This window comes from Pseudomonas putida (assembly GCF_005080685.1).
GTDB lineage: Bacteria > Pseudomonadota > Gammaproteobacteria > Pseudomonadales > Pseudomonadaceae > Aquipseudomonas > Aquipseudomonas putida_V.
On the sequence record NZ_CP039371.1, the window covers coordinates 2,241,358 to 2,264,021 of the forward strand.

The 22,664-nt window shown below is 63.8% G+C and carries 20 protein-coding genes and 1 pseudogene; 6 read left to right on the forward strand and 15 right to left on the reverse strand.

The annotated features are described in order from the left end of the window. Window positions 1–121: 121 nt before the first annotated feature. A complete protein-coding gene (locus tag E6B08_RS10335; protein ID WP_136913906.1) occupies window positions 122–946 on the reverse strand; it encodes a TauD/TfdA dioxygenase family protein in 825 nt (274 codons plus the stop codon). A gap of 47 nt (window positions 947–993) precedes the next feature. Then, window positions 994–3,189 carry a TonB-dependent receptor gene (locus E6B08_RS10340; protein ID WP_136913907.1) on the reverse strand — a complete coding sequence of 732 codons (2,196 nt, stop codon included), beginning with the start codon at window positions 3,187–3,189 and terminating at the stop codon, window positions 994–996. Between the two features lie 331 nt (window positions 3,190–3,520). Between E6B08_RS10340 and E6B08_RS10345 the strand changes: the two genes are divergently transcribed. Both E6B08_RS10345 and E6B08_RS30815 read left to right on the forward strand, forming a co-directional pair. Further along, window positions 3,521–4,438 carry a LysR family transcriptional regulator gene (locus E6B08_RS10345; RefSeq protein ID WP_192938638.1) on the forward strand — a complete coding sequence of 306 codons (918 nt, stop codon included), beginning with the start codon at window positions 3,521–3,523 and terminating at the stop codon, window positions 4,436–4,438. A 49-nt stretch (window positions 4,439–4,487) separates the two neighbouring features. Further along, a complete protein-coding gene (locus tag E6B08_RS30815) occupies window positions 4,488–4,646 on the forward strand; it encodes a hypothetical protein (RefSeq protein ID WP_192938639.1) in 159 nt (52 codons plus the stop codon). 11 nt (window positions 4,647–4,657) lie between these two features. On the opposite strand, the gene E6B08_RS10350 is transcribed toward E6B08_RS30815, so the two are convergent. From E6B08_RS10350 to E6B08_RS10365, 4 genes are all read right to left on the reverse strand, one after another. Then, window positions 4,658–4,954 (reverse strand): DUF3077 domain-containing protein, encoded by a 297-nt coding sequence (locus E6B08_RS10350; protein ID WP_136913909.1) that lies wholly within the window; start codon window positions 4,952–4,954, stop codon window positions 4,658–4,660. A gap of 146 nt (window positions 4,955–5,100) precedes the next feature. Then, complete coding sequence (locus E6B08_RS10355; protein ID WP_136913910.1) at window positions 5,101–5,382, reverse strand: DUF3077 domain-containing protein; 282 nt, start codon at window positions 5,380–5,382, stop codon at window positions 5,101–5,103. A 157-nt stretch (window positions 5,383–5,539) separates the two neighbouring features. Then, complete coding sequence (locus tag E6B08_RS10360) at window positions 5,540–5,782, reverse strand: hypothetical protein (protein ID WP_136913911.1); 243 nt, start codon at window positions 5,780–5,782, stop codon at window positions 5,540–5,542. Between the two features lie 318 nt (window positions 5,783–6,100). Next, window positions 6,101–7,024 (reverse strand): DMT family transporter, encoded by a 924-nt coding sequence (locus E6B08_RS10365; protein ID WP_416194378.1) that lies wholly within the window; start codon window positions 7,022–7,024, stop codon window positions 6,101–6,103. 85 nt (window positions 7,025–7,109) lie between these two features. Between E6B08_RS10365 and E6B08_RS10370 the strand changes: the two genes are divergently transcribed. Next, window positions 7,110–7,964 (forward strand): LysR substrate-binding domain-containing protein, encoded by an 855-nt coding sequence (locus E6B08_RS10370; RefSeq protein ID WP_136913913.1) that lies wholly within the window; start codon window positions 7,110–7,112, stop codon window positions 7,962–7,964. Between the two features lie 6 nt (window positions 7,965–7,970). Here E6B08_RS10370 and E6B08_RS10375 read toward each other — a convergent pair whose 3' ends face one another. The 8 genes and pseudogenes from E6B08_RS10375 to E6B08_RS10410 form a co-directional block, all read right to left on the reverse strand. Beyond that, entirely contained in the window at window positions 7,971–8,687 is a 717-nt protein-coding gene (locus E6B08_RS10375; RefSeq protein WP_136913914.1) for a murein L,D-transpeptidase catalytic domain family protein, read from the reverse strand. A gap of 98 nt (window positions 8,688–8,785) precedes the next feature. After that, a complete protein-coding gene (locus E6B08_RS10380; protein ID WP_136913915.1) occupies window positions 8,786–9,820 on the reverse strand; it encodes a L,D-transpeptidase in 1,035 nt (344 codons plus the stop codon). A gap of 68 nt (window positions 9,821–9,888) precedes the next feature. Further along, window positions 9,889–11,112, reverse strand: a complete 1,224-nt coding sequence (locus tag E6B08_RS10385; protein ID WP_136913916.1) for an MFS transporter — start codon at window positions 11,110–11,112, stop codon at window positions 9,889–9,891. Between the two features lie 277 nt (window positions 11,113–11,389). Further along, a pseudogene (locus E6B08_RS10390) lies at window positions 11,390–12,684 on the reverse strand (NAD(P)/FAD-dependent oxidoreductase). 55 nt (window positions 12,685–12,739) lie between these two features. Then, the gene (locus tag E6B08_RS10395; protein ID WP_136913917.1) at window positions 12,740–13,162 is read right to left on the reverse strand and encodes a RidA family protein; all 423 of its coding nucleotides are present in this window, start codon (window positions 13,160–13,162) and stop codon (window positions 12,740–12,742) included. Between the two features lie 29 nt (window positions 13,163–13,191). Then, the gene (locus E6B08_RS10400; RefSeq protein WP_136913918.1) at window positions 13,192–14,331 is read right to left on the reverse strand and encodes a tyramine oxidase subunit B; all 1,140 of its coding nucleotides are present in this window, start codon (window positions 14,329–14,331) and stop codon (window positions 13,192–13,194) included. A gap of 327 nt (window positions 14,332–14,658) precedes the next feature. Further along, a complete protein-coding gene (locus E6B08_RS10405) occupies window positions 14,659–15,930 on the reverse strand; it encodes an alginate export family protein (protein ID WP_238349349.1) in 1,272 nt (423 codons plus the stop codon). Between the two features lie 182 nt (window positions 15,931–16,112). Then, complete coding sequence (locus tag E6B08_RS10410; RefSeq protein WP_136913920.1) at window positions 16,113–17,600, reverse strand: aldehyde dehydrogenase family protein; 1,488 nt, start codon at window positions 17,598–17,600, stop codon at window positions 16,113–16,115. A 269-nt stretch (window positions 17,601–17,869) separates the two neighbouring features. On the opposite strand from E6B08_RS10410, the gene E6B08_RS10415 reads away from it, so the two are divergent. From E6B08_RS10415 to feaR, 3 genes are all read left to right on the forward strand, one after another. Next, window positions 17,870–19,366, forward strand: a complete 1,497-nt coding sequence (locus E6B08_RS10415) for an APC family permease (RefSeq protein ID WP_136913921.1) — start codon at window positions 17,870–17,872, stop codon at window positions 19,364–19,366. After that, window positions 19,347–19,931, forward strand: coding sequence for a DUF3156 family protein (locus E6B08_RS10420; RefSeq protein ID WP_136913922.1), 585 nt, complete (start codon window positions 19,347–19,349; stop codon window positions 19,929–19,931). Before E6B08_RS10415 ends, E6B08_RS10420 begins: the two co-directional genes overlap by 20 nt. 114 nt (window positions 19,932–20,045) lie before the next feature. After that, on the forward strand, window positions 20,046–20,987 hold the full coding sequence (feaR, locus tag E6B08_RS10425) for a transcriptional regulator FeaR (protein ID WP_136913923.1): 942 nt from the start codon (window positions 20,046–20,048) through the stop codon (window positions 20,985–20,987). A gap of 144 nt (window positions 20,988–21,131) precedes the next feature. Here the strand turns inward: feaR and E6B08_RS10430 are convergent, their stop codons facing one another. Beyond that, window positions 21,132–22,430, reverse strand: coding sequence for an NAD(P)/FAD-dependent oxidoreductase (locus E6B08_RS10430; RefSeq protein WP_136913924.1), 1,299 nt, complete (start codon window positions 22,428–22,430; stop codon window positions 21,132–21,134). Window positions 22,431–22,664 lie beyond the last annotated feature (234 nt).

Genomic DNA, 22,664 nt, shown 5'->3' on the forward strand with positions numbered 1-22,664 from the left:
GCTGGGTTTGGGGCCGGCGCTGAGGTCGGGGCGGCGATGCGCAAGGTGACGTCGGCGGCCTGCACGGACACGGCGAGGAGGGCCGGGGGCAGGGCCAGCAGGAGTTTGCGAAAGAGCGATCTCATACCGGCCTTGCCTCTTCGAGTACGGCGGCGCGGCGTACGCGGCGGCGGTTGGGAAAGTAGTCGGCCACGGCCAGGTGCTGGGTGCTGCGGTTATCCCAGATCGCCACGGTGTTGGTCTTCCAGGCCCAGCGCATCTGGAACTCGGGGATTTGCAGGTGCTGCAACAGCAACGCCAGCAGGTGCTCGGACTCGACTCGCGAGACATCGCAGATATGCGAGGTGAAGGCGCGGTTGATGTAGATCGACTTGCGCCCGGACACCGGGTGAGTGCGCACCACCGGGTGGCGGGTGGGCCGGGGCATCAGGCTGCGCGAGCGCTCCAGACGCTCGATGCCGGCATCATCGTCGGGGCTGAAGGAATTATGGAAGGTATGCACCGCGCTGAGCTGTTCGAGGGTTTGCTTGAGCGGGGTGGATAGCGCTTGCCAGGCAGCCTCGGTATCGACCCACAGGGTGTCGCCGCCAAGCGGCGGGATTTCCTCGGCGAACAGGATGCCGTATTTCAACGGGCGCTCGGCGAAGGTCACGTCGGCATGCCAGGTGTCGTTGGCGCCCTTGCGCTTGTCGTCGTAGGCGAACACCACCAGTTCACGCACCCCAGGGTCGGCTTCGAACACCGGGTGTACATGCAGCTCGCCCAGCCGCTCGGCGAAGTGCTTCTGCTGTGCGGCGCTCCAGTGCTGGTCTTCGAGAAACACCACCTTGTGTTCGACGATCGCCGCCTCGATCTGCGCGAGGGTGGCGTCGTCCACGCAGGCCAGGTCGACGCCGCTGATGCGGGCTCCGAGGAGGGGGTGCACGGGTTGGACTTGCAGGCTCATGGGAAGCTCCAGGCAAAAAAGGGCGCCCGATGGCGGGCGCCGTCGGGTCAAAAATCCTTGCGCAGTTGCACGCCGAAGTAGCGGCCATCGTCGCGGGGAACGATGCGGCTGGTGCTGGCACCGGCCGAGAGCGACGGCGAATAGGACTTGTCGGTGAGGTTCTTGGCCAGCAGCGCGACGCGCCAGCCTTCGTTGTAATCGGCCAGCGCCACGCTGGCGTTCCAGATGCCGTAGGCACCCTGCTTGGTGGTCGGGTTCTGGTCGAGGCTGTACTGCACTTCGCTTTGCCAGGTGTAGTCGGTGCCCAGCTCGACATCCCAGCCATTGTCCAGAGGGATGCTGTAGTCGGCGCGCACGTAGCTCTTCCAGTCCGGGGTGAACGGCAGCGGCTTGCCATCGATGTTGCAGTTGGCCACGGCGCCGGGTGGGCAGGCGAACGTGTCGATGCGGGCTCGAGTGTAGGCCAGCGCACCGGACAGCTTCAGCTGGCGGGTGGCCTGCAGCGCCCAGTCCAGTTCGGCACCTTGGCTGATCACGCTGCCGGCGTTGATCAGGCGCGTTACCACTGAAGTTCCCACCACGTCGTAGGCGTTGGCCTGGTAGTTGTCGTACTTGGAGTGGAACAGCGCCAGGTTGGCGGTCAGGCGATTGTCCCAGGCCGTGCTCTTCAGGCCAATTTCATAGGTGTCGGAGGTTTCCGGATCGAGTGGCTCGACGTCGATGGCCTGCATGTTGAAGTAGACGTTGTAGGCCGGCCCCTTGTAGCCCCGCGAGTAGGTAGCGTAGGAGGTGAGGCTGTCGTTGATGTCGTACTGCAGGCCCAGACGGCCGGAAACGCCCGAGTCCTGATGCGAGCCGCTGCTGGCAAAGCCAGGGCGGATCGAGTTGACTGCAGTGGTGGAGGAGGAGATACGGCGGTGGTCATATTCGATCTGGTCGAGGGTCCAGCGCAGGCCGAAAATGACGCGCAGGTCGCTGCGCAGATTGAAGGTGCTTTCGCCGAACACCGCGTAGCTGTCGTTGGTGGCACTGTAGTCGGCTCGGCCAGTGGTTGGCACCGAGTCGTTGACACTCAGGCGACGGTAGGTCTCTTTCGACTTGCCATGGAACAGGTAGGTGCCGAGCACGTATTCGGCGAACTGACCCTTGGGCGAGGCCAGGCGAAACTCCTGGCTGTACTGGTCGAAGTCGACCAGGCCCTTGTCGTGTACGGCGGTTACCGGCAGGGCCGAGAGGCTGTCGTTGTCCTGGTACTGGGCGTTATTCCAGCCGCGCCAGGCACTGATCGAGGTCAGGGTATAGTCGGCCACGGTCCAATCTGCCTGCAGCGATAGGCCGCGGTTGCGGTCCTCGACGTAGGTGCGGTAGTCGCTGTCGAGCTTGCGGTTGTGCTTGCTTGGGTTGACCGGCCCGAGGGCTGCGGCTACTGCAGCACTGGGGATGACCAAGGTCGAGGTGGTGTCGTCCTCGCCGTCGCTATAGTCGCCGATCAGCGTCAGCTTGAGTGTGTCGCTGGGGTCGAATTGCAACTTGCCGCGTACACCTTTGCGGTCGTAGCCATTGACATCGTGACCGTTGGCGACGTTTTCGACGTTGCCGGCGTAATCGCCCCACGAGGTGGTGAGCGAGCCCTTCAGCGTTTCACTGAGACGTCCGCCGATGCCGAAGCGCAGGCGGTTCTCGTTGCCGCCATAGTACGAATACTCGGCGAAGCCGTGGGTCGTGTCGTCGATATCCCGGGTGACGATGTTCAGCACGCCGGCCGAAGCGTTCTTGCCAAACAGTGTGCCCTGGGGGCCGCGCAGCACTTCGATGCGATCGACGTCGAGCAGGTCCAGCGTCGATTGCCCGGGGCGGGCGAAGACTACGCCGTCGACCACCGTGGCGACGCTGGGCTCGACGCCGGGCGAGGTGGAAATGGTACCGATGCCGCGCACGAACAGCGAGCTGTCCTTGTTCGAGGAACTGCTGCGGTAGTTCAGCGTGGGGATTTCCTGAACGATTGTCGAGATATTCGCGCGCCCCTCGCGTTCGAGTTGTTCACCGTCGACCACGGTCACTGCCACGGGCACTTTTTGCAGCGACTCTTCGCGACGTGTGGCGGTCACGGTGATCTTCTTCAGCGCCGGAGCCGCTTGGCTGGCGCTATCGCCGGTGGTCTCCGGCTCAGCCGCCTGGGCGGCGGGCAGGTACAGCAGGCCAAGTACGGCCCCGAGGCCGAGGGCGTTGGTTACAGACTTCATCGATCCGATCCTGGTGTGGGTTGGCAGTTGCAACACGCCGGTGCTCCGGCTGTTCTGGCCTTCCCGTGATCGGGTCAGTGCAAGGCAGCACCCGTTGCGGGGTGTCGCTGCAGTTTTTAGCAATGCGCGGCGCGGGCTGTAAAAGCCGAAAAGTGCATGTGCGCCATGCGCGCGGCGTCTGGGTGATGTTGGTGATATTGTTATAAAAATAAAATATAAATATCTAAAAGTTATTAATGTAGCCTTGGGGCAGGAGGTTCATGAAGCCTGCAGGTTTCGAACCCGTTGATATGCATCGTCTGCATCCCTTTCATTGACTGCGGGACTGGCTGTGGATCTACATCAACTGCGCCACTTCGTAGCGTTGGCCGAGCACGGCAGTTTCACCCGCGCCGCCGAGGCGTCGTTCATTACCCAGTCGGCGTTCAGCCGCAGCATCCAGGGGCTGGAGCATCAGCTCGGCTGTTCGCTGGTCGAGCGCGCGGCAGGTGGGCGTGGTATCCGCCTCACGCCGCGGGGCAAGGCGATGCACCAGCGGGCCAGGGCCATCATTGAAGGGGTATCCAGCCTGCGCGAGGACATCGTCGGCCTGGACCAGATGGCAGCGCCAACCCTCGCGTTCGGCTGCGGCCCGCTACCGGCATCGCGGCTGGTGCCGGTTGCGCTGGGGCGCTTTCTCACTCGCCACAGCGACACCCTGGTCGACCTCAAGGTGGCGCCTCCGGACGAGTTGAAGCAGCACCTGGATAATGGCGAGATCGAGTTCCTGGTGGCTGATCTGCGGCATATCGAGACCAGCAAGGGCTATGTGTCACAAGCCCTGCGGCCGCGGCGCTTTCAGGTGTTTTGCCGTAGCGGGCATCCATTGCTCGCCGATGCGGTGACGTTCACAGCCCTGGCGGACTACCCACTGGGATGCACCGCGCTGCCGGCGGAGTTGCGCGTCCTGCTGGCAGAACGAGCTGGGCGGCGAGCGTTACCGGTCAATGTCGAGAGCCGGCACAACGATGTCTTGGTGCAGATGGTCATGACCTCGGATCTGATCGGCATCGCGCCGGAGGATGTGGTCGAGCACCTGCTACGCCGGGGCGAGGTCGCGCGGCTGGAGTTCAGTGACGCGCCCGAGGGGCTGGCCATCGGCGGAACCTGTTTCGGCGTGGTCTATCGGGCGGGTCGCAGTTTGTCGGCACATGGCCAGGCGCTGATCGCTGCGATCAGCGAGGTGGATAGCGGCCCGCAACTGAACTGAACGGCTACTCGCTGCAGCACCTCCAAGCTACATCACAGGAGGAAATGTCATGCAGCCGGAAACAGAAGGTCTCGAAGAACAAGGTCCAAGCAAGGTGCCATTCGTCAACGACCCGCTCAAACCTACTTCACCTCCGTTGAACGATGCCGATGCCACGGATGCAGCGGAGGCGGAGCAGGATATCGAGGATGATGGGGAGGCGCTTTAGCTGCCTGGAAGTCAGGCGTAGTATTGGCCCCGCAACCTCGAAGGCAGCATCCCCTGCTCGATTTCATCCAACAGCGTCTTGACCATGGCGCTGATGTGGTAGGACGCCTCGGTCATGCGCCGATCCCCCATCAGTACACCGGTCTGGTTCAGGTAACGGGCACATTCCATCAATTTCTGTGCCTCTGCCTGGGCGTAGGAGAGGGTGGTGGTGGGCGTCACGGTGAAGATGGATTGGCAGGGGCGAAAGGTTGGCAGCGGTATTGGGTCTTCGGGGGGCGGGATTCGGGATGGTTTGCAGGGTGGCATGGTGGTTTGTCCTCGGGTTTGGTGGGGGATGGCACGGGCTGCGCCCGTGTTCGCGGGACAAGCCCGCTCCCACAGCATCCGTGCAGCTGTTGGGCTCGACGCTGTACTTGTGGGAGCGGGCTTGTCCCGCGAAGAGGCCGACTCAGTCAGTACACATCTCGCCGCTTCATGCCCAACTCGGCATCATCCAACAGGGCCTTGGCCAGGGCGCTGAGGTAGTGCGCAGCCCACACGCATTGAGGTTTGTCGTCCATTACGCCGGCGATGCTCATGTCGCGGGCGCAGCCCATCAATTCGGAGGCTTGTTCCCGAGCGTAGTGGCAAGGAATGCCGGGCTCGATGCAGAACAAGGGCTGGGTCTGGTTTTCACCTTGGTAGAACTTGGTTTTGCCAACTGTGAAGTTGCGGCTGGTATCGTCCGTGGGCATGGTTTTATCTCCCTGAAGTTTTGGGTGCCTGGGCTGGCCTTATCGCCGGCAAGCCGGCTCCTACACGCCCACCTGTCAAAACCAGGGGAAGGGAGTGGTGGAGATGTAAGGCAAGGTTGCTCGCGATCAGGCCAGGCCAGGCGTAACGTGATATGGCTTAGTGGCGAGGCTGCTGATCAGATCGCATCTGGACTTGGGCCAAAGCTGATTCGATCAACTTTCTCAGACTTCCAAGTTCATGCATCACTGTCATGATCAGTAACGTAACTGGCGATCTGGGTTGCATCAGGGCTGCCTGCTGCGCAACGGCTTCTGCGCACAGCGCATAGTTGGAGGCCAGCGTCAGCGTGTCTTCGAGAGAGTGGGGATTGTTCGGTGGGTCGGGGACTATCTTCAACATTGCTTATTACCTTCATGATGCCGCCACCTGGCTGCTGTCAAACAGAAGGGTGGCAGCTGTACGTGGGTTGACAGACCGGTGGAATAAGCAAGTCCCGGCGCACGCAAGCGTGCCCCACGTACAGCCGCCATTGAAGGTAGCCATATGCTTAAACCGTCGCGGCCTGTCAAAGCCGGTCGTTGATGTGCAACGACACCCCGAGACTAAAACGCATCTCGGCCAGGCCGCAACGGGAAATAGGCCGCAACAGTATCTTTGGGAAATGTCCTACGGAAAAGAGCTTAAATCCGATTCTGTTTACACTTTCTCGACTTTTACTTAAACATGAACACGTGCTTCAGCACGGATTACCAGCCACACCCCTCCTAATGAAACCAACGTGCCGAGCGCAATCTGCCAGGACAGCGGATCACCAAACATCGCCCAGGCCCACCCCAATGTCACCGCAGGGCTCAGGTACAACACGCTGGCAACCCGAGTGGCCGAGGAGCGTTTCAGGCACGCCCAGTACAGCCCATAGCCACCCAGGCTCGACAGCAGCGCGGTCCACAGCACGCTGATGGCGAAACCGCTGGTGGGCATCGGGCTCAAGCCACCTTCCATCGCCGCCAGGGCAGCGAACACCAAGCTGGAGGCAAAACAATGCATCCAGAGGGTGGGCAGCAGCCCAAGGCTGGCAGCCGCCCGCGACTGTTTCTGCCATAACGTGGCGATGGCCAGCGACAGCATGCCGAGCAGCGGCAGCCCGTACGCCCACCAAGGCGCCCACCCAAGGCTCAGCACATCGGCGGTGACCAGCAGCACTCCGCCGAGGCCAAGCGCAAGGCCGGCCCAGGTGCCGCGCGCGAGTCTGCGCCCGGGCAAACAGGTGGAAAGCACCGCGACCCCTAAAGGCAGCAGGTCCGCGAGCAACGCGGCGAGGCCGGCCGGAACCCCGAGCGCGATGCCTTGCACGACGCCCGCAAGATAACCCGCCATGGCCAGCAGACCGCTGCCCGCGGTGTGCCACAAAGTGCGGGGCGGGGCGCGCAGCAGGGGTTGCCAGGCGAATGGCGCCAGCACCGCGAGGACCACCAGCGAACGCCAGAACACCACCAGCATCGGTGGCGCCTGGTCGAGAGCAAAGCGTGCGCCTACGAAGCCCGAACTCCAGGCGAACACCAGCCCAAGCTCAAGCAGCACCAGAGGTATGGACCAAGTTGTGACGCTGCGTACCGAAGACAGGCTCATGATGGCGTCCAATGCAAGTACATGCGCACAGGTTAGGAGGATCGACTAATCTGTTAAATCAAAATTACCAGAAACAGTAATTCATGTTTATTGAATCATGAGCGCCATTCTGGATATCGAACTGTTGCTCACGTTCCACGCCGTGGCCCGTAGCGGGCGGTTCAAGGCGGCAGCCGAGCAACTGCACAAGAGCCCGGCGGCCATCAGTACGCACATCCAGCGCCTGGAAGGCTTGGTCGGTGGGCGGCTGTTCGAGCGTGACAACCAGTCGGTAATGCTCACCGCCCTGGGCACGCGCGTGTTGGCGTCTACCCGCGAACTGCTGCGTGCCCACGACCGGGTGTTGGCCGAGTTGCAGGGCGGCGCAGTGGCGGGGCGGATTCGCCTGGGCGTGCCAGACGAGTACGCCGATCATGTCATCCGCGACATCTTGCCCGCGTTCGCCGAGCAACGGCCGAACGTGGTGCTGGAGGTGAAGACGGGGCCGAGCCTGACCCTGCGCGAGCAGGTTCGCCGGGGCCGCTTGCACGTTGCCGTCGCGGTCGTTCCCTGTGACCAGCCAGCCGATGGGCAGCAAGTGCTGGCACGCACTACGCCCGTCTGGAGTGGTGCGGCGAACGGGCCGGCGATACATGACGATCCACTGCCTCTGGCGGTCTACGCAGCGGCGTGCCCATACCGGGAGGTCATGCTTGGCGCGCTGCAGGCCAGTGGCCGCCGCTGGCGCCTGGTACTGGAAAGCCCTTCAAGCCAGGCTGTGAGGGCGTGCGTTGAAACTGGCATGGCGATCACCTTGATGGACCGCGCGAGGGTGAGCGAGCGGATGGTCATCCTGGAAGGGTTGCCAGCGATTGCGCAGCACGAGATCGTTTTCATCAAGTCCAGCCGGGGCGGCCCGGATGATCTGCTGCAACTGCTGGGGCAGATCATCGGGCAACGCTTCAGGCTCTGACGCCCGCTATTTGCTGGCGACCGTCTGATTCGCCGCCGGGCAGCTCTGGGCATTGAGGAACTGGGACTTTTTCAGCCAGTCCTGCTGCGGGTAGTAGGCGAACACGTAGCTGCCGCGTCGCAGCGTATCGATCAGCTTGCCGGCAATGGCCGGTCGAACGGCAGGGCAGCCTTGGCTGCGACCCAGGCGACCGAGACCAGGCACGACCTTGGGATCGGCATACGCGGCGGCATGCATGACGATTGCCCGGGACATGCTGTTGTCGTTGAAGCCCGGTTCCAACCCTTGCAGGCGCAGCGAGCGGCCGTGCTTGCCGCTGTAGGTTTGGCCGGTTTCGTACAGGCCGATGGAGGATTGGTAGCTGTTCGGGGTGTTGGAGAACGCGGTCGGCACATCGGCGCCGCTGTTCTTGCCGTGGGCCACCCACTCTTCGAACAACAGTTTCCGGGCTTGCAAGTCGAACACCCACAGGCGTTTGTCCCGCGAGGCCTTGGAGTAGTCGATTACCGTCAGCAGCTTGTCCCCGTCGCTTTGGCTGGCGCACTCGTAGGCAGTGAGCGCTAGCGTCAGGGCCGAAAGGCTGGCATTGGGCGCCAATTGCTGAAGATCGGCGGCGCTAGGCAAGGTTTGTGCGTGGGCGGTATGCCAGGCACCGAGAAAAAACAGGCCGATACTGGCCGCTGAGAGCCGCATGGCCCCCCACAAGGGTTCGAACAACGACATGAATTACCCCATTTAAAAACCGCCTGTGGGCTGTGCTGAAGGTCAGCAGATTGCAGGCGAAAGGCCGCTACTTTGCTTGATTTTTATGAAGTTGCCGATCACTTTTTGACCAATGGTTTAGGTTCTTCACTGTCATCGGTGGCTATCACCGTGAATTTTCCGTTGCTGCGGGTATCCCGTGTGGACGCCCAATCGGTGATCACCAGCATGGTGCCGACGTCCATCGCTTCACGTAGATGACTGCGAAATTCCGGGTTCATGTTCAGCTCCCCCAGTTGCTCATACGGCGTGTCCCCGTACTCCGGGTTGCTCACCGCGACCGCCGACCAGCGTAACGGTAGCGCAGCTTCGACGGGCAAGGCGGAGGGCTTCTGCAGCAGGGAGTACACCGCCATGCCGCTGCGTCGGCGGCTGTTTTCCAGCGACAGCGCCGGCGCCGAACCGACCAACTGACCGCCGCGATACACGTAGGCGCGCAGATCGGCGCGGCTGATCAGGATCGACAGCGGTCCCGACGTTGGGTCCGGATCGTTCCAGAACTGCTGATTGCTCAACACCAGCGGGCCTTGGGCCTTGCCGTCGCTGACGGTGGGCGCCAGCACCCCGGGGTGGGTGACCTCCACCGGTGCGCTATGGGTATCGGAAACGATGACGGTGGTCGAGCTGAAACCGGTGACCTCGTACAGCTTCTTGGCGAACTCCAGCGGCAGGCGCACGCAACCATGGGAGGCGGGGTAGCCCGGCAGATGGCCGGCGTGCAGGGCGATGCCGTCCCACGTCAGCCGCTCCATGTAGGGCATCGGTGCGCTGTTGTAGAGGCTGGATTTATGCTCGACTTTTTTCTGCAGGATGCTGAACACCCCGGTTGGGGTTTCCCGGCCTGGCTTGCCGCTGCTCACGGTACTGACGCCGATGGCGATGCCATTGCGATAGACGTAGGCACGCTGCTCGGTGAGGCTGACCACCACGGTCACCGGCCCCACAGGGGAGACCTGTGGGTACCAGAGAAACTGGCCGGGCTTGAGTTTTTCGAGCTGGGTCTTCAGTTCGGCCGGGCTGGGTACGTGCAGCGGGGCAGCCTCGACAGAAGCGGCGGCAAGCAGCAGTGCCATTGCGAGCGGTATATGCGACATCCAATCGTTCCTCCTTGAGCCCTGTGGCCAGCTTAGTCGGAACGTTCGTCATCGGGCAAACCCGCGCGTCAGCCGGGCTGGGCCGCCAGGCTGTTGCTGACGTTACGCCCCAGCACCAGCACCGTGACGATCCCGCAACCGACCAGTGCCGTGGCCAGGCTCAGCAACACCGAGCTGCCCAGTTGGTCGACGATCCGCCCACCGAAGAACGACCCCAGCGCGATGATCACCTGGAACATCGCCACGAACAGCGGCATGCCGCGTTCCACGTCCTTGGGCGCGACGACGAACATCCAGATGCTGGCGCAGGCCGGGAAGGCGCCGAAGGCGAAGCCCCAGAGCGCGATCAGCATCGCTGCGCCGGTCATGCCGGTGGCGAAGTAGGGGAACAGCGCGGTGCTGGTGGCGATCATCAGCGCGACCAGCAGCAGGGTATGGCGCACGCTGCGGTTGGCAGCAAAGCCTGCGAACACGTTACCCAGCACCCCCGCCACGCCATACAGCAACAGCAGCGAGCCGATGGTCGGGCCATCGAAGCCTGCGCGTTCCTTGAAGAACGGCGCGACATAGGTGTACGCGGCAAAGTGCGCCAGGCCGATCAGCAGCACGGCGATCAGGCCGACCCGCGCTTGCGGATTGATGAACAAGGCCGGCAGGTCGCTGATACGAATGGCCTTGTCCGGGTTCAGCCGTGGCAGCAGGAACACCTGCGCCAACAGCACCGGGATGCCCAGCGCGGCAGTGACCAGGAAGGTCATGCGCCAGCCCATCAGGCCGCTCAACCAGGTGCCGACGGGCACGCCGAGCACGGTGGCCAGGGTCACGCCGACCATGATGATCGAGGTGGCTTGCGCCACGCCCACGCCCTTGGGCGCCAGCCGACCGCTCAGGGCGATGGCCGTGGCCCAGAAGCCACCGATGCTGATGCCCAGCAATACGCGGCCGAACAGCAGCAGGTTGAAGTCGCTGGCATAGGCCACGACGGCGTTGGCGATGATCATGATCAGCGTCAGGCCGACCAGCAGGTAGCGGCGGTCCAACGCACCGATGCCCACCGACAGCAGGGGCGCGGCGAGCGCGGCCATGATGCCGGGCAGGGTCACCATCAGGCCGGCGTGGCCGGCACTGATACCCAGGTCGGCGGCGACATCGTTGAGCACGCCTACCGGGAGAAATTCACTGGTCACCAGGGCGAAGGCACCGACGGCGACCGAGAGAATCGCCAGCCATTGCTGTGCGACGCTGCGTTGTTGTGGATCGGGGAGGCGATGGGCCTGGTCGGGGCTTGGCATGGTATCGGGTTCCAAGGGGGATGGCGCCTGTGGGCAGGCGAGTGGAGCGGGGAGAATGTCGGGGGATTATATGAGGCGTGTTGGCGAAGGCGCAGACGAGCGCTTTGATAGTAATCATCAGCGGTATCGATGAGAGCGGGTGGGTGTGGGGCGGAGGGTTACAGGTGAGGAGGTGGAGCAGAGAGTGGTCGTCATGGCATTTTTTCCGCCCATGAGATCGAGCGCAGCCCGCGCGGTGCTCGATCTCATGGGCGGAAAATCTCTCCCGCCGAGCCCCTCAAGCAAACCGCTCGAACCGATAAGGACTAGGGTCGATCAACGGCGCCTGCTGCGACACCAGGTCCGCCGCCAATTGCCCCGCCGCCGGTGAGGTGCCGAAGCCATGCCCGGAGAACCCGGTGGCCAAGGTCAGCCCCGGCACGCTCGCCACCGGGCCGATGATAGGGTTGGAGTCCGGCGTCACGTCGAGGGTGCCAGCCCATGCCGAGGCGATGCGCGCCTGCTCGAACACCGGCCAGGCAGCCCGCAGGTTGCGCAGGGCATCTTCGTTCAAGCTCGCGTTGGCGGCGGGGTCCTGAACCCTGACCCGCTCGAACGGCGACACCTGCGAGGCATTCCAGCGGCGCGCCAGGGCCAGGTCCTTGAAGAAATACCTGCCCAGGCTGATCTTCAGGAAATCGCGCTGGGCACGCAGTTGCGGCAGGAAGCGGGTGCCCAGCAGCACGTGGTCCAAGGTCAGGAAGGCATCGAGCTTGCCGCGCTGGGTGATGATGAAACCGCCATCCTTGTGCTTGCGGAAAGAAAAATCCGGCGCGCCGACGGCGATGTCGGTCGGCCCCTCCATCGGTTCGGTCCGCAGCACCGAACAGGTCAGCGGCAAGGTAGGCAGGTCGATCTTGAGGTTGCCGAGGAACTTGCGCGACCACAGCCCGCCAGCCAGCAGCACCTGGTCACAGCGGATCTCGCCTTGCTCGGTGACCACGCCGCTTACCCGGCCGCGGCCGTCACCAGCGTGCGCACCGCACAGTGCTCGACGATCACCGCGCCCTTGGCCATGGCGGCGCGGGCAATCGCGCTCGAGGCCAGAGTCGGTTCGGCGCGTGCGTCCGAAGGCGTGTACAGGCCGCCCGCCCAGTCGCCACGCCCACCAGGTACCAGCTGGGCGATCTCGCGGTTGCTCAGCAGGCGCGAGTCCAGGTCCAGGTGTTCGACGCTTTTCAGCCAGCCTTCGTGCTGGCTCATCTGCGCCTCGTTGCGACCGACGAACATGATCCCGGCCTGCCGGTAACCCACGTCGCAGCCTACTCGCTGCGGCATGTCTGCCCACAGCCGGTCGGCGGCCAGTGCCAGCGGGATGTCGGGGGCATGGCGGTTGGTCTTGCGTACCCAGCCGAGGTTGCGCGACGACTGCTCGCCGGCGATGCGACCCTTTTCCAGCACCACCACCGGGATGTTGCGCTCGGCGAGCGTCAGTGCGGCGGTGAGGCCGATGATGCCGCCGCCGATGATCACCACGGTGGTGGCGTCCGGGTGGCGGGTAGCGGTCTGTACAGGGTCGATCACAGGAGACATGGCTTCACTCAGGTGGCAAATGGAACAGGCGGTTGCACGGTGACGGCGCGGGCGGTCACTGGCCGAGGCGGACCAGCGATACCTCGGCGCGCGAGGCGCCACGGTAGGCGGTGACCTCCAGCTCGACCTTGTAGAGGGTCGAGCCGAGCGGCGGGCAGGTGACCGTGGTGGCCGGGTCGATGCCGCGGAATTTCGCGCCGATCGCTTCCATCACGCGCGGCACGTCGGCCGGCTCCTGGATGAACACCCGCGAGCAGATGACATCGGCCAGGGTGGAGTCGACCGCGGCAAGCGCGGTCTCGATGTTGGCGAACACCTGCTGCAGTTGCTCGATGACGTCGTCGGCGATCTGCTGGGTCTGCGGGTTGCGCCCGGCGGTGTTGGAGACGTAGATCCAGTTGTCCACCGCCACCAGGCGGGAGTAGCTGGCCATGTCTTCGAACTTGGAACCGGTCTTGAGTTTGGTGATCTGGGTCATGTGCGTTCCTCGTGAATACGTGTGCGGGATTAGCAGAGAACTGGGGTTTCCCAGAGGTTGAGCTTCACGCCGATGCCGCGTTCGAGGGCGTTGCGGTAGACCACGGTGCCCCAGGCGACGTCTTCCACCGGCATGCCACCGACCGACATGAGGATGATTTCCTCGTCGTTGAGGCGACCCGGCGCATCGCCGCTGATGATCTTGCCGATGTCCTCGATCTGCGCCGCGTCGAGCGTGCCTTCGGCGATCATGTCCATGAAGCGCACCCCTACCAGCGGCACGTGGTTGTGGGCAGGCTTGGGCAGTTCATCGAACCAGGCTTCGTACAGGCCGGTGTTGTCCACCACCTTGCGCACGTCGTGCTGTTCCATGCCCGCGTCGATGCTGCACGGGGCGGGCATGGCCAGGAACGCGCCCGGTTTCACCCATTCACGGCGCACCAGCGGGTACTTGGAGGGGGCGCCGACTTCACCGGAGCTGCAGTAGGTGACCAGGTCCGAGCCGCGCACCACTTCTTCCAGGGTTTGCACCACTTCGATGGTGGCGATCTGCGGATAGCTCTGCTTCACCCAGCTGACGAACTCATCGAGGTTCTTTTGGCCACGGCCTTTGATCTTGATGGTGTCGACCAGGGGGCACACGGCCATGAACGCGGCCACGGTGGTCTTGCCCATCACGCCGGGGCCGGCCAGGCCGATGACCTTGGCGTCCTTGCGAGCCAGGTGACGCGCGCCGACGCCTGGGATCGCGCCAGTGCGGTAGGCCGAGAGCAGGTTGGCCGACATGTGCGCCAGCGGCGCGCCGGTGTCGGCGTCGTTGAGGGTGAACATCAGGATCGAGCGCGGCAGGCCTTTTTCGCGGTTGGCGATGTTCGAGCCGTACCATTTGGCGCCTGCAGTGCGGAAGCTGCCGCCGAGGTAGGCGGGCATGGCCATCATGCGGCGGTCCGCGGTGGGCTTGGGCATGTGCGGGAACGGCGAGTCTTCCGGGAAGGTGATCATGGCGCCGTGCGAGTCGCTGTTCGGGCCGGCCATGCGGTAGTCGCCCTGGTACAGCAGGCCGAACATTTCTTCCATGGCGTCGACGCAGGCGGGCATGTCGGTGACCCCGGCGCGGATCATGTCTTGTTCGGAGAGGTAGATGAAGTCGATGCGGGTGTCGAAGGTCATGGCGGATCTCACTGCGCGGGCGGTGCGCCAGGCACCGCCGTGATCGGGTGTTGTTGTGCTTCGCCGGCAAGAGCGGGTCTAACGGGTGGGGGAAGCTGATGTGCAGTGTCGCTAACGACCGGTAGGTAAGCTTGTGCGAGGCTGCCAGAGGGGTTGTCGCTGCGTGACATGGGGGATGGTTTTCTGGGGGCTGCTGGTGCTCGCCATGACATTTTTGGCGGTCATGAAATCGAGCGCCGCCGGCGCGGCGCATCGCGAAGCGTGCTCTGGAGCGGTGCAGCGCCGCACAAATCGAGCGCCACCACAAGGCTCAAGCGCAAACCCTCATCAAAACGGCACAGCCACCGTCACCTGGCTGTACACATTGGTGCCGTTGCCTCCCACCTGATTCCCGCCATTGCTCTCGTCCTTGCGCGGCTGATACAACCCCACCAACGGGCTGATGATCAGGTGCTCGTTGACCGCCCACTCCACATAGAAATCCAGCTCCCGTGCGTCGAGGTTCAGCGCATCGCGGGTGCGCACGGTGTCGAAGTCGAAATACAGGGCGCCAACAGTGAGGTTATCCAGCGGTGTGGCCTTCACGCCGACATGATGGATGCCGGTATTGCTGTTGAACGGCCCGGCATAGTTAGCCGCCACCTCACCTTGGAACCAGGTGCCGTAGCCACTGGAAAGCCCGCTGAACAGCGAATCCCAACCCGCGGAATACCGGGTATAGCGGTAGGTTACCTGCGGTGCCCACGGCAGGTCGGCAAAGGTGTAGCCAGCCTGCAGGTACCAGGCCTGCTCCGGCCCATCGTGCTTGTCCTGCCAGGCGTATTCGAAGGCGAAGCTGGCATTCTCGATGCCGGCACTGCCTTCGCCGCGCACGCTGTAGACGTCCATGCCCTCGCGAGCCTTCTGGAATTCGCTGGCCCACTGGTCGGTGACGTCGATGCCGTGGATCCAGGTCAGGCCCAAGGTACCCAGGGCGTGGGTGTAGTCCAGGGTGCCGGCGGCCAGTTCGGTTTCGGCCTGGGCGCGGTTGTCGGACTTGAGCCACAACAGGCTGCCATGCAGCCCCTCCTGGCCGCTGAGGCGTAGCACCGCGGTGCGGTCGAAGGCGTGGCGAGCAGCCAGATAGTATGCGCCGCCCCGGTCCAGCGCACCGTCGGCCACGCCATTGCCCAGGTTCGGGCCGTCGTCGTTGATCAGGAAGCCACTGCCCAGGCGCACGACCTGGCGACCGCCAGAGACGTCGACGCCGTCCTTGCCCAGCACCGGGAACAGGTCCCCCGAGCGCCAGCCCAGGTAGGCATCCTCGATCTTGGTCGTGCGTTCGGAGCCGTCGGTGAAGCCGCCCGCGTCGCCATCGCCCCAGGTCGCCGAGCTCACCCAGTTCAGCGCACCATACAGCGTGCCGTTGCCGGCCAGGCCTTGATCGCCGCTCAGGCCGTACTTGATGAAACCCTCGCGCCAGGTCGAGCCGCCGCTGGTGCCATCGTAGTTCTTGCGGCTGTTGAACATGCCCCAGACGGCGAGCATGTCGGCGTTCAGGTGGCTGTCATCGTCGGCATAGAGCTCATAGGCCGGTACGGCCTGGCTGGCGAGCAACATCGCCAGGGCCAGGGTGGACAGCGTTTGCGGTTTGACCATTGCACATCCCTCGTTGTTGTTCGTGGGCACCCCGATGTGGCGGGGCCGTCGCGGTTGGCTGCGACGGCCTATTAGCGCGTGTCGGGGAGGGCAGGGTCTTGTCCGTGGCTGCCAAGGCGTTTGCACGACCTGGCCAATGGGCTTCAATAACGCATCATCACCGACTTCAACTCGGTGAAATCGTCGATGAACGCCGAGCCGAATTCCCGACCGATGCCCGAGGCCTTGACGCCACCGAAGGGCACCGCCGGGTCGAGCAGGGTATGCACGTTGACCCACAAGGTACCGGCCTGGATTTCCGGGATCAGGCGCATGGCCTTGCCCAGGTCGTTGGTCCACAGGCTGGCGCTCAGGCCGTAGGGCGAGGCGTTCATCAGGTGCAGCAGCTCTTCCTCGCTGTCGTACGGCAGAAAGGTCGCTACCGGGCCGAAGGTTTCCTGGGTGAGCAGGGTGTCGTTGGCCGAGTCGGCGAGAATCACCGTGGGTTCGACGAAGCAACCAGGGCCTTCGCCGATGTGCCCACCGTGAATGATCTGGCTGCCCTCGCGGCGGGCGATGGCGAACAGTTCGGCGAGCTTCTGCTGGTGCGGCTTGTTGGCCACCGGGCCGAATTGGGTCGACTCGTCCAGCGGCGAGCCGATCTTCAATTGGCCCAGACGCTGCGACAGCGCCTCGAGCAACGGCTCGATGCGCGAGCGGTGCACGTAGAACCGCTCGCCGGCGGCGCAGATCTGTCCCGAGTGAAGGAAGCCGGCTTCGATGATGCCGTCCACGGCCTTGTCGATGCCGACATCGGCCAGGAACGCCACCGCGTTCTTCCCCCCCAGTTCCAGCGTCGCGCGGGTGAGCTTGGCACCCATGGCCGCCTGGCCGACGGCGATGCCGGTCGGCACGGACCCGGTGAACGAGACCTTGTCGGTGCCGGGGTGCTCGATCAGTGCCTTGCCCACCGGGCCGCTGCCGGTCAGCACGTTCAGCGCGCCCGCCGGCAGGCCGGCCTCACTGGCAAGTTCGGCGATGCGCAGCAGCGTCAGTGGCGTGAACTCGCTAGGCTTGATAATGGTGCTGCAACCGGTGGTCAGGGCCGAAGCCAGCTTCCAGATGGCGATCATGGTGGCGAAATTCCATGGCACGATGCCGACCACCACGCCGATCGGTTCGCGCAGGGTATAGGCGCTGTAGCGTTCGCCGGCGAACGAGGGCAGGGACGGGGTGATGGTCTGGCCGGTGATCTTGGTGGCCCAGCCGGCGTAGTAGCGCAGAAAATGCGCCGCCTGCTCCACCTCGAAGGCGCGGGAGATACCGATCAGCTTGCCCGACTGCAGGGTCTCCAGTTGCGCCAGCTCCTCGCGGTTGGCTTCCAGCAGGTCGGCGAGCTTGAACAGCACGGCGGCGCGGGCGGCGGGGCTGGTGCGCGACCAGCTGGCGAAGCCCTGGCGCGCCGAGGCTACGGCCTGGTCGACATCGGCCTGGGTGGCGTCGCTGATCTGGGCGATGGCCTGGCCGTTGGCCGGATTGACCACGGCGATTTTCGCGCTGCCGTGGCTGGCCACGTTGCCGCCATCGATGTACAGGCCATGCTCACGAGCGAGGAAGGCGCTGACGGAGGGAAGAAGGGTAATGTCGCTCATGGTCACTCCAGGGCAGGTGATGAGCGGCCGGCAAGCCGCCAAGGCCTCGGAGCATAGGGGGCCGGCAAGCGCCGGTCTTGCGTCCCCGTGACAGCGGCATGACTCTGTGTGCCAGGCGGCCTGGCAGGCAGCAACAAGGCGGGCGGCAGCCATGGGCAAGACGCTGTAGCGCGGGCGGCGCACAGTTACCCGGCAGGGAGGCAAGCAACAGCCGTGCGTGCAGGTTCGCTTGCCGCGTCAACGCCATAACAACCAGCCGGGGCATAACGATGTCACTCAACAACAAGCTCACCGAGCATCTCAACCGGGGCAGTGTCGGTTTCCCCACCGCGCTGGCCAGCACCGTCGGGCTGATCATGGCCAGCCCGGTGATCCTCACCGCGACCATGGGCTTCGGTATCGGTGGCAGCGCCTTCGCCATCGCCATGGTCATCGCGGCGCTGATGATGCTGGCGCAGTCGACCACCTTCGCCGAGGCGGCGTCGATCCTGCCGACCACAGGCTCGGTCTACGACTACATCAACTGCGGCATGGGCCGCTTCTTCGCCATCACCGGAACGCTGTCGGCGTACCTGATCGTGCATGTGTTCGCCGGCACCGCCGAGACGATCCTGTCCGGGGTGATGGCCCTGGTGAACTTCGAACACCTCAATACCCTGGCCGAGTCCGCCGGTGGCTCATGGCTGCTGGGCGTGGCCTTCGTGTTGGCGTTCGCGGTGCTCAACGCGTTTGGTGTCAGTGCTTTCAGCCGCGCCGAGGTGATCCTGACCTTCGGCATGTGGACCACCTTGATGGTGTTCGGCGTACTGGGCCTGATCGCCGCTCCGGCGGTCGAGTTGGACGGGCCGTTCGGTGTCTCGCTGGTGGGCACCGACCTGATGACCATCCTCTCGCTGATCGGCATGGCCATGTTCATGTTCGTCGGTTGCGAGTTCGTCACGCCCCTGGCTCCCGAGTTGCGCCGTTCGGCCTGGGTGCTGCCGCGGGCGATGGCGCTGGGCCTGTTCGGCGTGGCCAGCTGCATGTTCATCTATGGCGCGGCGATGAAGCGCCAGGTGGAAAACGTCGTGCTCGATGCCGCCACCGGCGTGCACCTGCTCGATACGCCCATGGCCATTCCGCGCTTCGCCGAACAGGTCATGGGCGACATCGGCCCGGTGTGGCTCGGCATCGGCTTCCTGTTCGCCGGCGCCGCCACCATCAATACCCTGATGGCCGGCGTGCCGCGGATTCTCTATGGCATGGCCGTGGACGGGGCGCTGCCCAAGGTGTTCGCCTACCTGCATCCGCGCTTCAAGACGCCGCTGGTGTGCATTCTGGTGGTGGCGCTGATCCCGTGCCTGCACGCCTGGTACCTGGGCGGCAACCCGGACAACATCCTGCACCTGGTGCTGGCGGCGGTGTGCGCCTGGAGTACGGCCTACCTGTTGGTGACCCTGTCGGTGGTGATCCTGCGTATCCGTCGCCCCGATCTGCCTCGCGCTTATCGCTCGCCGCTGTTCCCGTTGCCGCAGGTGGTGTCGAGTGTCGGTATTCTCATCGGCATGGCCTTCATCACCCCACCGGGGATGGATCCGGCCGATATCTACGTGCCGTTCGCCATCATGCTTGGCGGCACTGCTGGCTATGCGTTGTTCTGGACGCTGGTGGTGCAGAAGGTCAATCCATTCAAGCCGGCGCGGGTCGAGGACGTGCTGGAAAAGGAATTCGCCGCCGAGCCTGGCCATGTGGTGGAGCAGCTGCAGCATGATCAGACGTTTGCGTGAGCGACTGCTGGCGCCACGTGCGCCGGCAGGCTACCGGCCTGGGGTCACCCTCGGGCACCTGGCGCGTAACCTCGGGCCGCTGCCGATGGCGCGGCCGGAACCGGCGCTCGGTGTGCTCCAAGGCGTCGGGCAGGGCTGGCGCGCGGTAGTGCGCGAGTGCGTTCAGGCGCACCTGCTGATGCACGTGGTGACCTGTGAATTCCAGCTTTGCGTGCCAGCCCTGCAAGGGGGCGATGTGCGCCTGGAACTGCGCCATAGTGGTGCGATTCGTCGTACTGGCGTTGCGGTGGTCTACCGCGATGGCGACAGGCAGCGGTTCGCCCAAGTGCGTGAGCATTTGATGAATCATCAGGCGTTGCTGGCAGCGCTGATGCCGCTGGACTTCAAGCGCCTGACCCTGGAATGCCGTGACGGCCAATGGCACCTGGCCCTCGAGCATATGGGCGGCAGCGAAGTGGTTAACCGCATGCCGGCGTTTCGTCGCTACATCAAGGTCAGTGCCGAGCAGCGTGAACACTTGCTCGCCAGCCTGGGCCAGCTGAATGAGGCGCTGCAACGAATCTGACGCTTTTCTGGCATTTCCCTTGCTACTGCTTTCGACCAAATATGACAGTTGTGTGCGCATAGTTAACATGTTATCAATGCGCCCATAACAAAAAAATTCGCGTCGAGGGCAGCCATGCATCAACAACAATCCGACCGCAATGGACTGGAAAGCTGGACCCTGGCCATGCAGCAGATCTGTGGCCGTTTCGAGACCCAGTTGGCCTCCAATCATTCGTTGTTCATCGGTGAAGTGTCGGCAGGCCTGCGCGCTGGCCTGCCGGTGGCCAACCTGCGTACCAACGCCGGCAAGATCCGTCGCCTGGGGGAAAACCCCGCCCTCGACGATGACCAGCACTGCTTTCTGGTATTCCAGCGCGCCGGGCATTCCAGCGTCGCCCAAGGCGGCGCCAGTGTGAGCCTGGCGCCTGGTGAGCTGTTGCTGATGGACTCGGTCGGGCAATGCGAAATCAACCCCAGTGGCCTGATCGAGCATGTCTCGCTGGCCTTGCCACGTGAGCAGGTGCGCAAGCATGTGCAGGGCAATGGCGTGATGTTCGGCAAGATTTCCTCGACCAATGCCTGCGGTCGCATGCTGCATATGCTGATGGACCAGCTGTGCAAGGAAGGCAGCGCGGGTGATGACGGGGCCACTGGCGAAGCCTTGCAGAGCGCCTTCATTGCGTTGCTCGAACCTGGTTTCGAGCGCGGCGGTGCCAGTGCCTGCAACTTTGCCAGCCTCAGTGGCGCCCATCTGCGCAACTACGTGCAGCAGGTGATCGACGAGTCCCTGTCGCAGCCGGGGCTGACCCCGGCGAGCCTGGCGGGGCGCCTGAACATTTCCGTGCGGCACCTGTACCGCCTGTTCGAGGAGCAGGGGGACAGCGTGTGTCGCTACATCCAGCGGGCTCGCTTGCAACGCAGCGCTGACGATCTGGCCAACCCGTTTTATCGCAGCGAATCGATCACCTCGATCGCCTACAAGTGGGGCTTCACTGACTCGGCGCATTTCAGCCGGTCGTTCAAGAAGCAGTTCGAGCGCTCGCCGAAGGATTTCAGGGCGCAGGCGATGGTTTGATGTAGCGGCCGGGGGTGAAGAACGGGCCGCTGTGGGTTTGCCCCGCGAATAGGCCCTCCCAGGCATAACCCGGCCACAGCCACTGCGCCGTACCTGAGGCAGCGGGCAAGCCCGCTCCCACAGGTCTTGTGTCGTGTCGCAGGCTCAGCGGCGGCCATTGAAATAGCCCGAGAGCTGGTGCACGGTTTTGCCGACGGTGAGCAGCAGTGGGCGCAAATGGTCCTTGCCGAAGATTCGCGCATGCTTGACCGAGCTGATCAGGTCGTAGCGCGACGACCCCTCGTGCATCCCTTGCGCGAGAATCTTGCAAATGATGTGGCTGGGCGTGACACCAAAGCCGGAATAGCCTTGGACGTAGAACGCATTGGGCCGCTCGCTCAAGGTGCCGATCTGTGGGAACAGGTTGGCGCTGGTGGCCATCGGGCCACCCCAGGCGAGGTCGATGCGCACATCCTTCAGGTACGGGAATATCTTCAGCATCAGTGCGCGATTCCACGCCTTCAAGTCCAGTGGAATGTGCTCGACGAAGGGTGTGGCGGCCCCGAACAGCAGTCGGTTCTCGCGCGTTACCCGGTAGTAGTCGATGACCGGACGGATGTCGCTGTAGGCACCGCGAATCGGGCTGATGCGCTGGATCAGTTGCTCCGGCAGCGGCTCGGTCATCAACTGGAACGCGTAGGTGTTGATGGTGCGTGCATGCAGTTGCGGCTCCAGCTTGTTGAGGAAGCTGTCGCAGGCCCACAACAACTTGCTGGCACGCACCGAGCCTCGACCTGTACGCACCTTGATGCGCTCGCCGTAGGTCACCTCCAGCGCCGGGCTGTGCTCGAAGATGCGGGCGCCGTGGCCGACCAGGGCCTGGGCTTCGCCCAGCAACAGGTTGAGCGAATGCACGTGGCCGCCGCCCATGTGCAGCAGGGCGCTGCTGTAAGCGTCGCTGCCGATGATCTGGCGTACTTCCACGCCAGCCAGGAAGCGGATTTCGTCACGGTCGTTGATGGCCTTGAAGTCCTTTTCCCAGGCCCGCAAGGTTTGTTCCTGACGACGGTTGAAGCCCATGTAGCCGTAGCCGTGGCAAAAATCGGCATCGATGGCGTAGCGCGCGATGCGCTCCTTGATGATGCCGGCGCCGAGTTCGCTGATTTCGAAGATCTGCTTCAGGCCTTGGTCGCCGACACTGCGTCTGATCTTCTCCAGGTCGTGGCCGATGCCCGCCATGATCTGCCCACCGTTGCGCCCGGTGCCCCCGAAACCCAGGTAGCGGGCCTCGAGCACGACGATATTGGTGATGCCTTTCTCTGCCAGTTCCAAGGCAGTGTTGATCCCCGAGAAGCCGCCGCCGATGACCACGACATCCGCTTCGATGTCGCTCTCCAGCGTGGGAAAGCTCAGGTTGTATTTCTTCGTCGCCGAGTAGTAGGTCGGGGTCTCGAGGGTAATCATGACGCAGCCTGCTGGAATGGAGTTGTAATAGACCCGTTGTTGATGGCGCCTTTGTCGATGGCGCTTGCACTTGGATTCATTGAGCGCCTGACGAGCGGTTGGCGTCTTGCCCGAGCCTGCCAATGAGTGTAACCAGCGTGCCCCCAGGGAGGCACTGCGTTAAATTGGTTAATGTATTAATGAGAACGTGCTGGCATACTCGCCAGCACGCATTCCATCACGATTCATGAGCCA

Bases quoted from the DNA above. Each gene is read 5' to 3' on its own strand.
- E6B08_RS10350 (WP_136913909.1), bottom strand. From the start codon at position 4,954: ATGCCACCCTGCAAACCATCCCGAATCCCGCCCCCCGAAGACCCAATA.
- E6B08_RS10395 (WP_136913917.1), bottom strand. From the start codon at position 13,162: ATGACCCAGATCACCAAACTCAAGACCGGTTCCAAGTTCGAAGACATG.
- E6B08_RS10405 (WP_238349349.1), bottom strand. From the start codon at position 15,930: ATGTTGCTCGCCAGCCAGGCCGTACCGGCCTATGAGCTCTATGCCGAC.
- E6B08_RS10360 (WP_136913911.1), bottom strand. From the start codon at position 5,782: ATGTTGAAGATAGTCCCCGACCCACCGAACAATCCCCACTCTCTCGAA.
- E6B08_RS30815 (WP_192938639.1), top strand. From the start codon at position 4,488: ATGCAGCCGGAAACAGAAGGTCTCGAAGAACAAGGTCCAAGCAAGGTG.
- E6B08_RS10420 (WP_136913922.1), top strand. From the start codon at position 19,347: ATGATCAGACGTTTGCGTGAGCGACTGCTGGCGCCACGTGCGCCGGCA.
- E6B08_RS10370 (WP_136913913.1), top strand. From the start codon at position 7,110: ATGAGCGCCATTCTGGATATCGAACTGTTGCTCACGTTCCACGCCGTG.
- E6B08_RS10400 (WP_136913918.1), bottom strand. From the start codon at position 14,331: ATGACCTTCGACACCCGCATCGACTTCATCTACCTCTCCGAACAAGAC.
- E6B08_RS10385 (WP_136913916.1), bottom strand. From the start codon at position 11,112: ATGCCAAGCCCCGACCAGGCCCATCGCCTCCCCGATCCACAACAACGC.
- E6B08_RS10340 (WP_136913907.1), bottom strand. From the start codon at position 3,189: ATGAAGTCTGTAACCAACGCCCTCGGCCTCGGGGCCGTACTTGGCCTG.
- feaR (WP_136913923.1), top strand. From the start codon at position 20,046: ATGCATCAACAACAATCCGACCGCAATGGACTGGAAAGCTGGACCCTG.
- E6B08_RS10430 (WP_136913924.1), bottom strand. From the start codon at position 22,430: ATGATTACCCTCGAGACCCCGACCTACTACTCGGCGACGAAGAAATAC.
- E6B08_RS10410 (WP_136913920.1), bottom strand. From the start codon at position 17,600: ATGAGCGACATTACCCTTCTTCCCTCCGTCAGCGCCTTCCTCGCTCGT.
- E6B08_RS10355 (WP_136913910.1), bottom strand. From the start codon at position 5,382: ATGCCCACGGACGATACCAGCCGCAACTTCACAGTTGGCAAAACCAAG.
- E6B08_RS10380 (WP_136913915.1), bottom strand. From the start codon at position 9,820: ATGTCGCATATACCGCTCGCAATGGCACTGCTGCTTGCCGCCGCTTCT.
- E6B08_RS10335 (WP_136913906.1), bottom strand. From the start codon at position 946: ATGAGCCTGCAAGTCCAACCCGTGCACCCCCTCCTCGGAGCCCGCATC.
- E6B08_RS10375 (WP_136913914.1), bottom strand. From the start codon at position 8,687: ATGTCGTTGTTCGAACCCTTGTGGGGGGCCATGCGGCTCTCAGCGGCC.
- E6B08_RS10415 (WP_136913921.1), top strand. From the start codon at position 17,870: ATGTCACTCAACAACAAGCTCACCGAGCATCTCAACCGGGGCAGTGTC.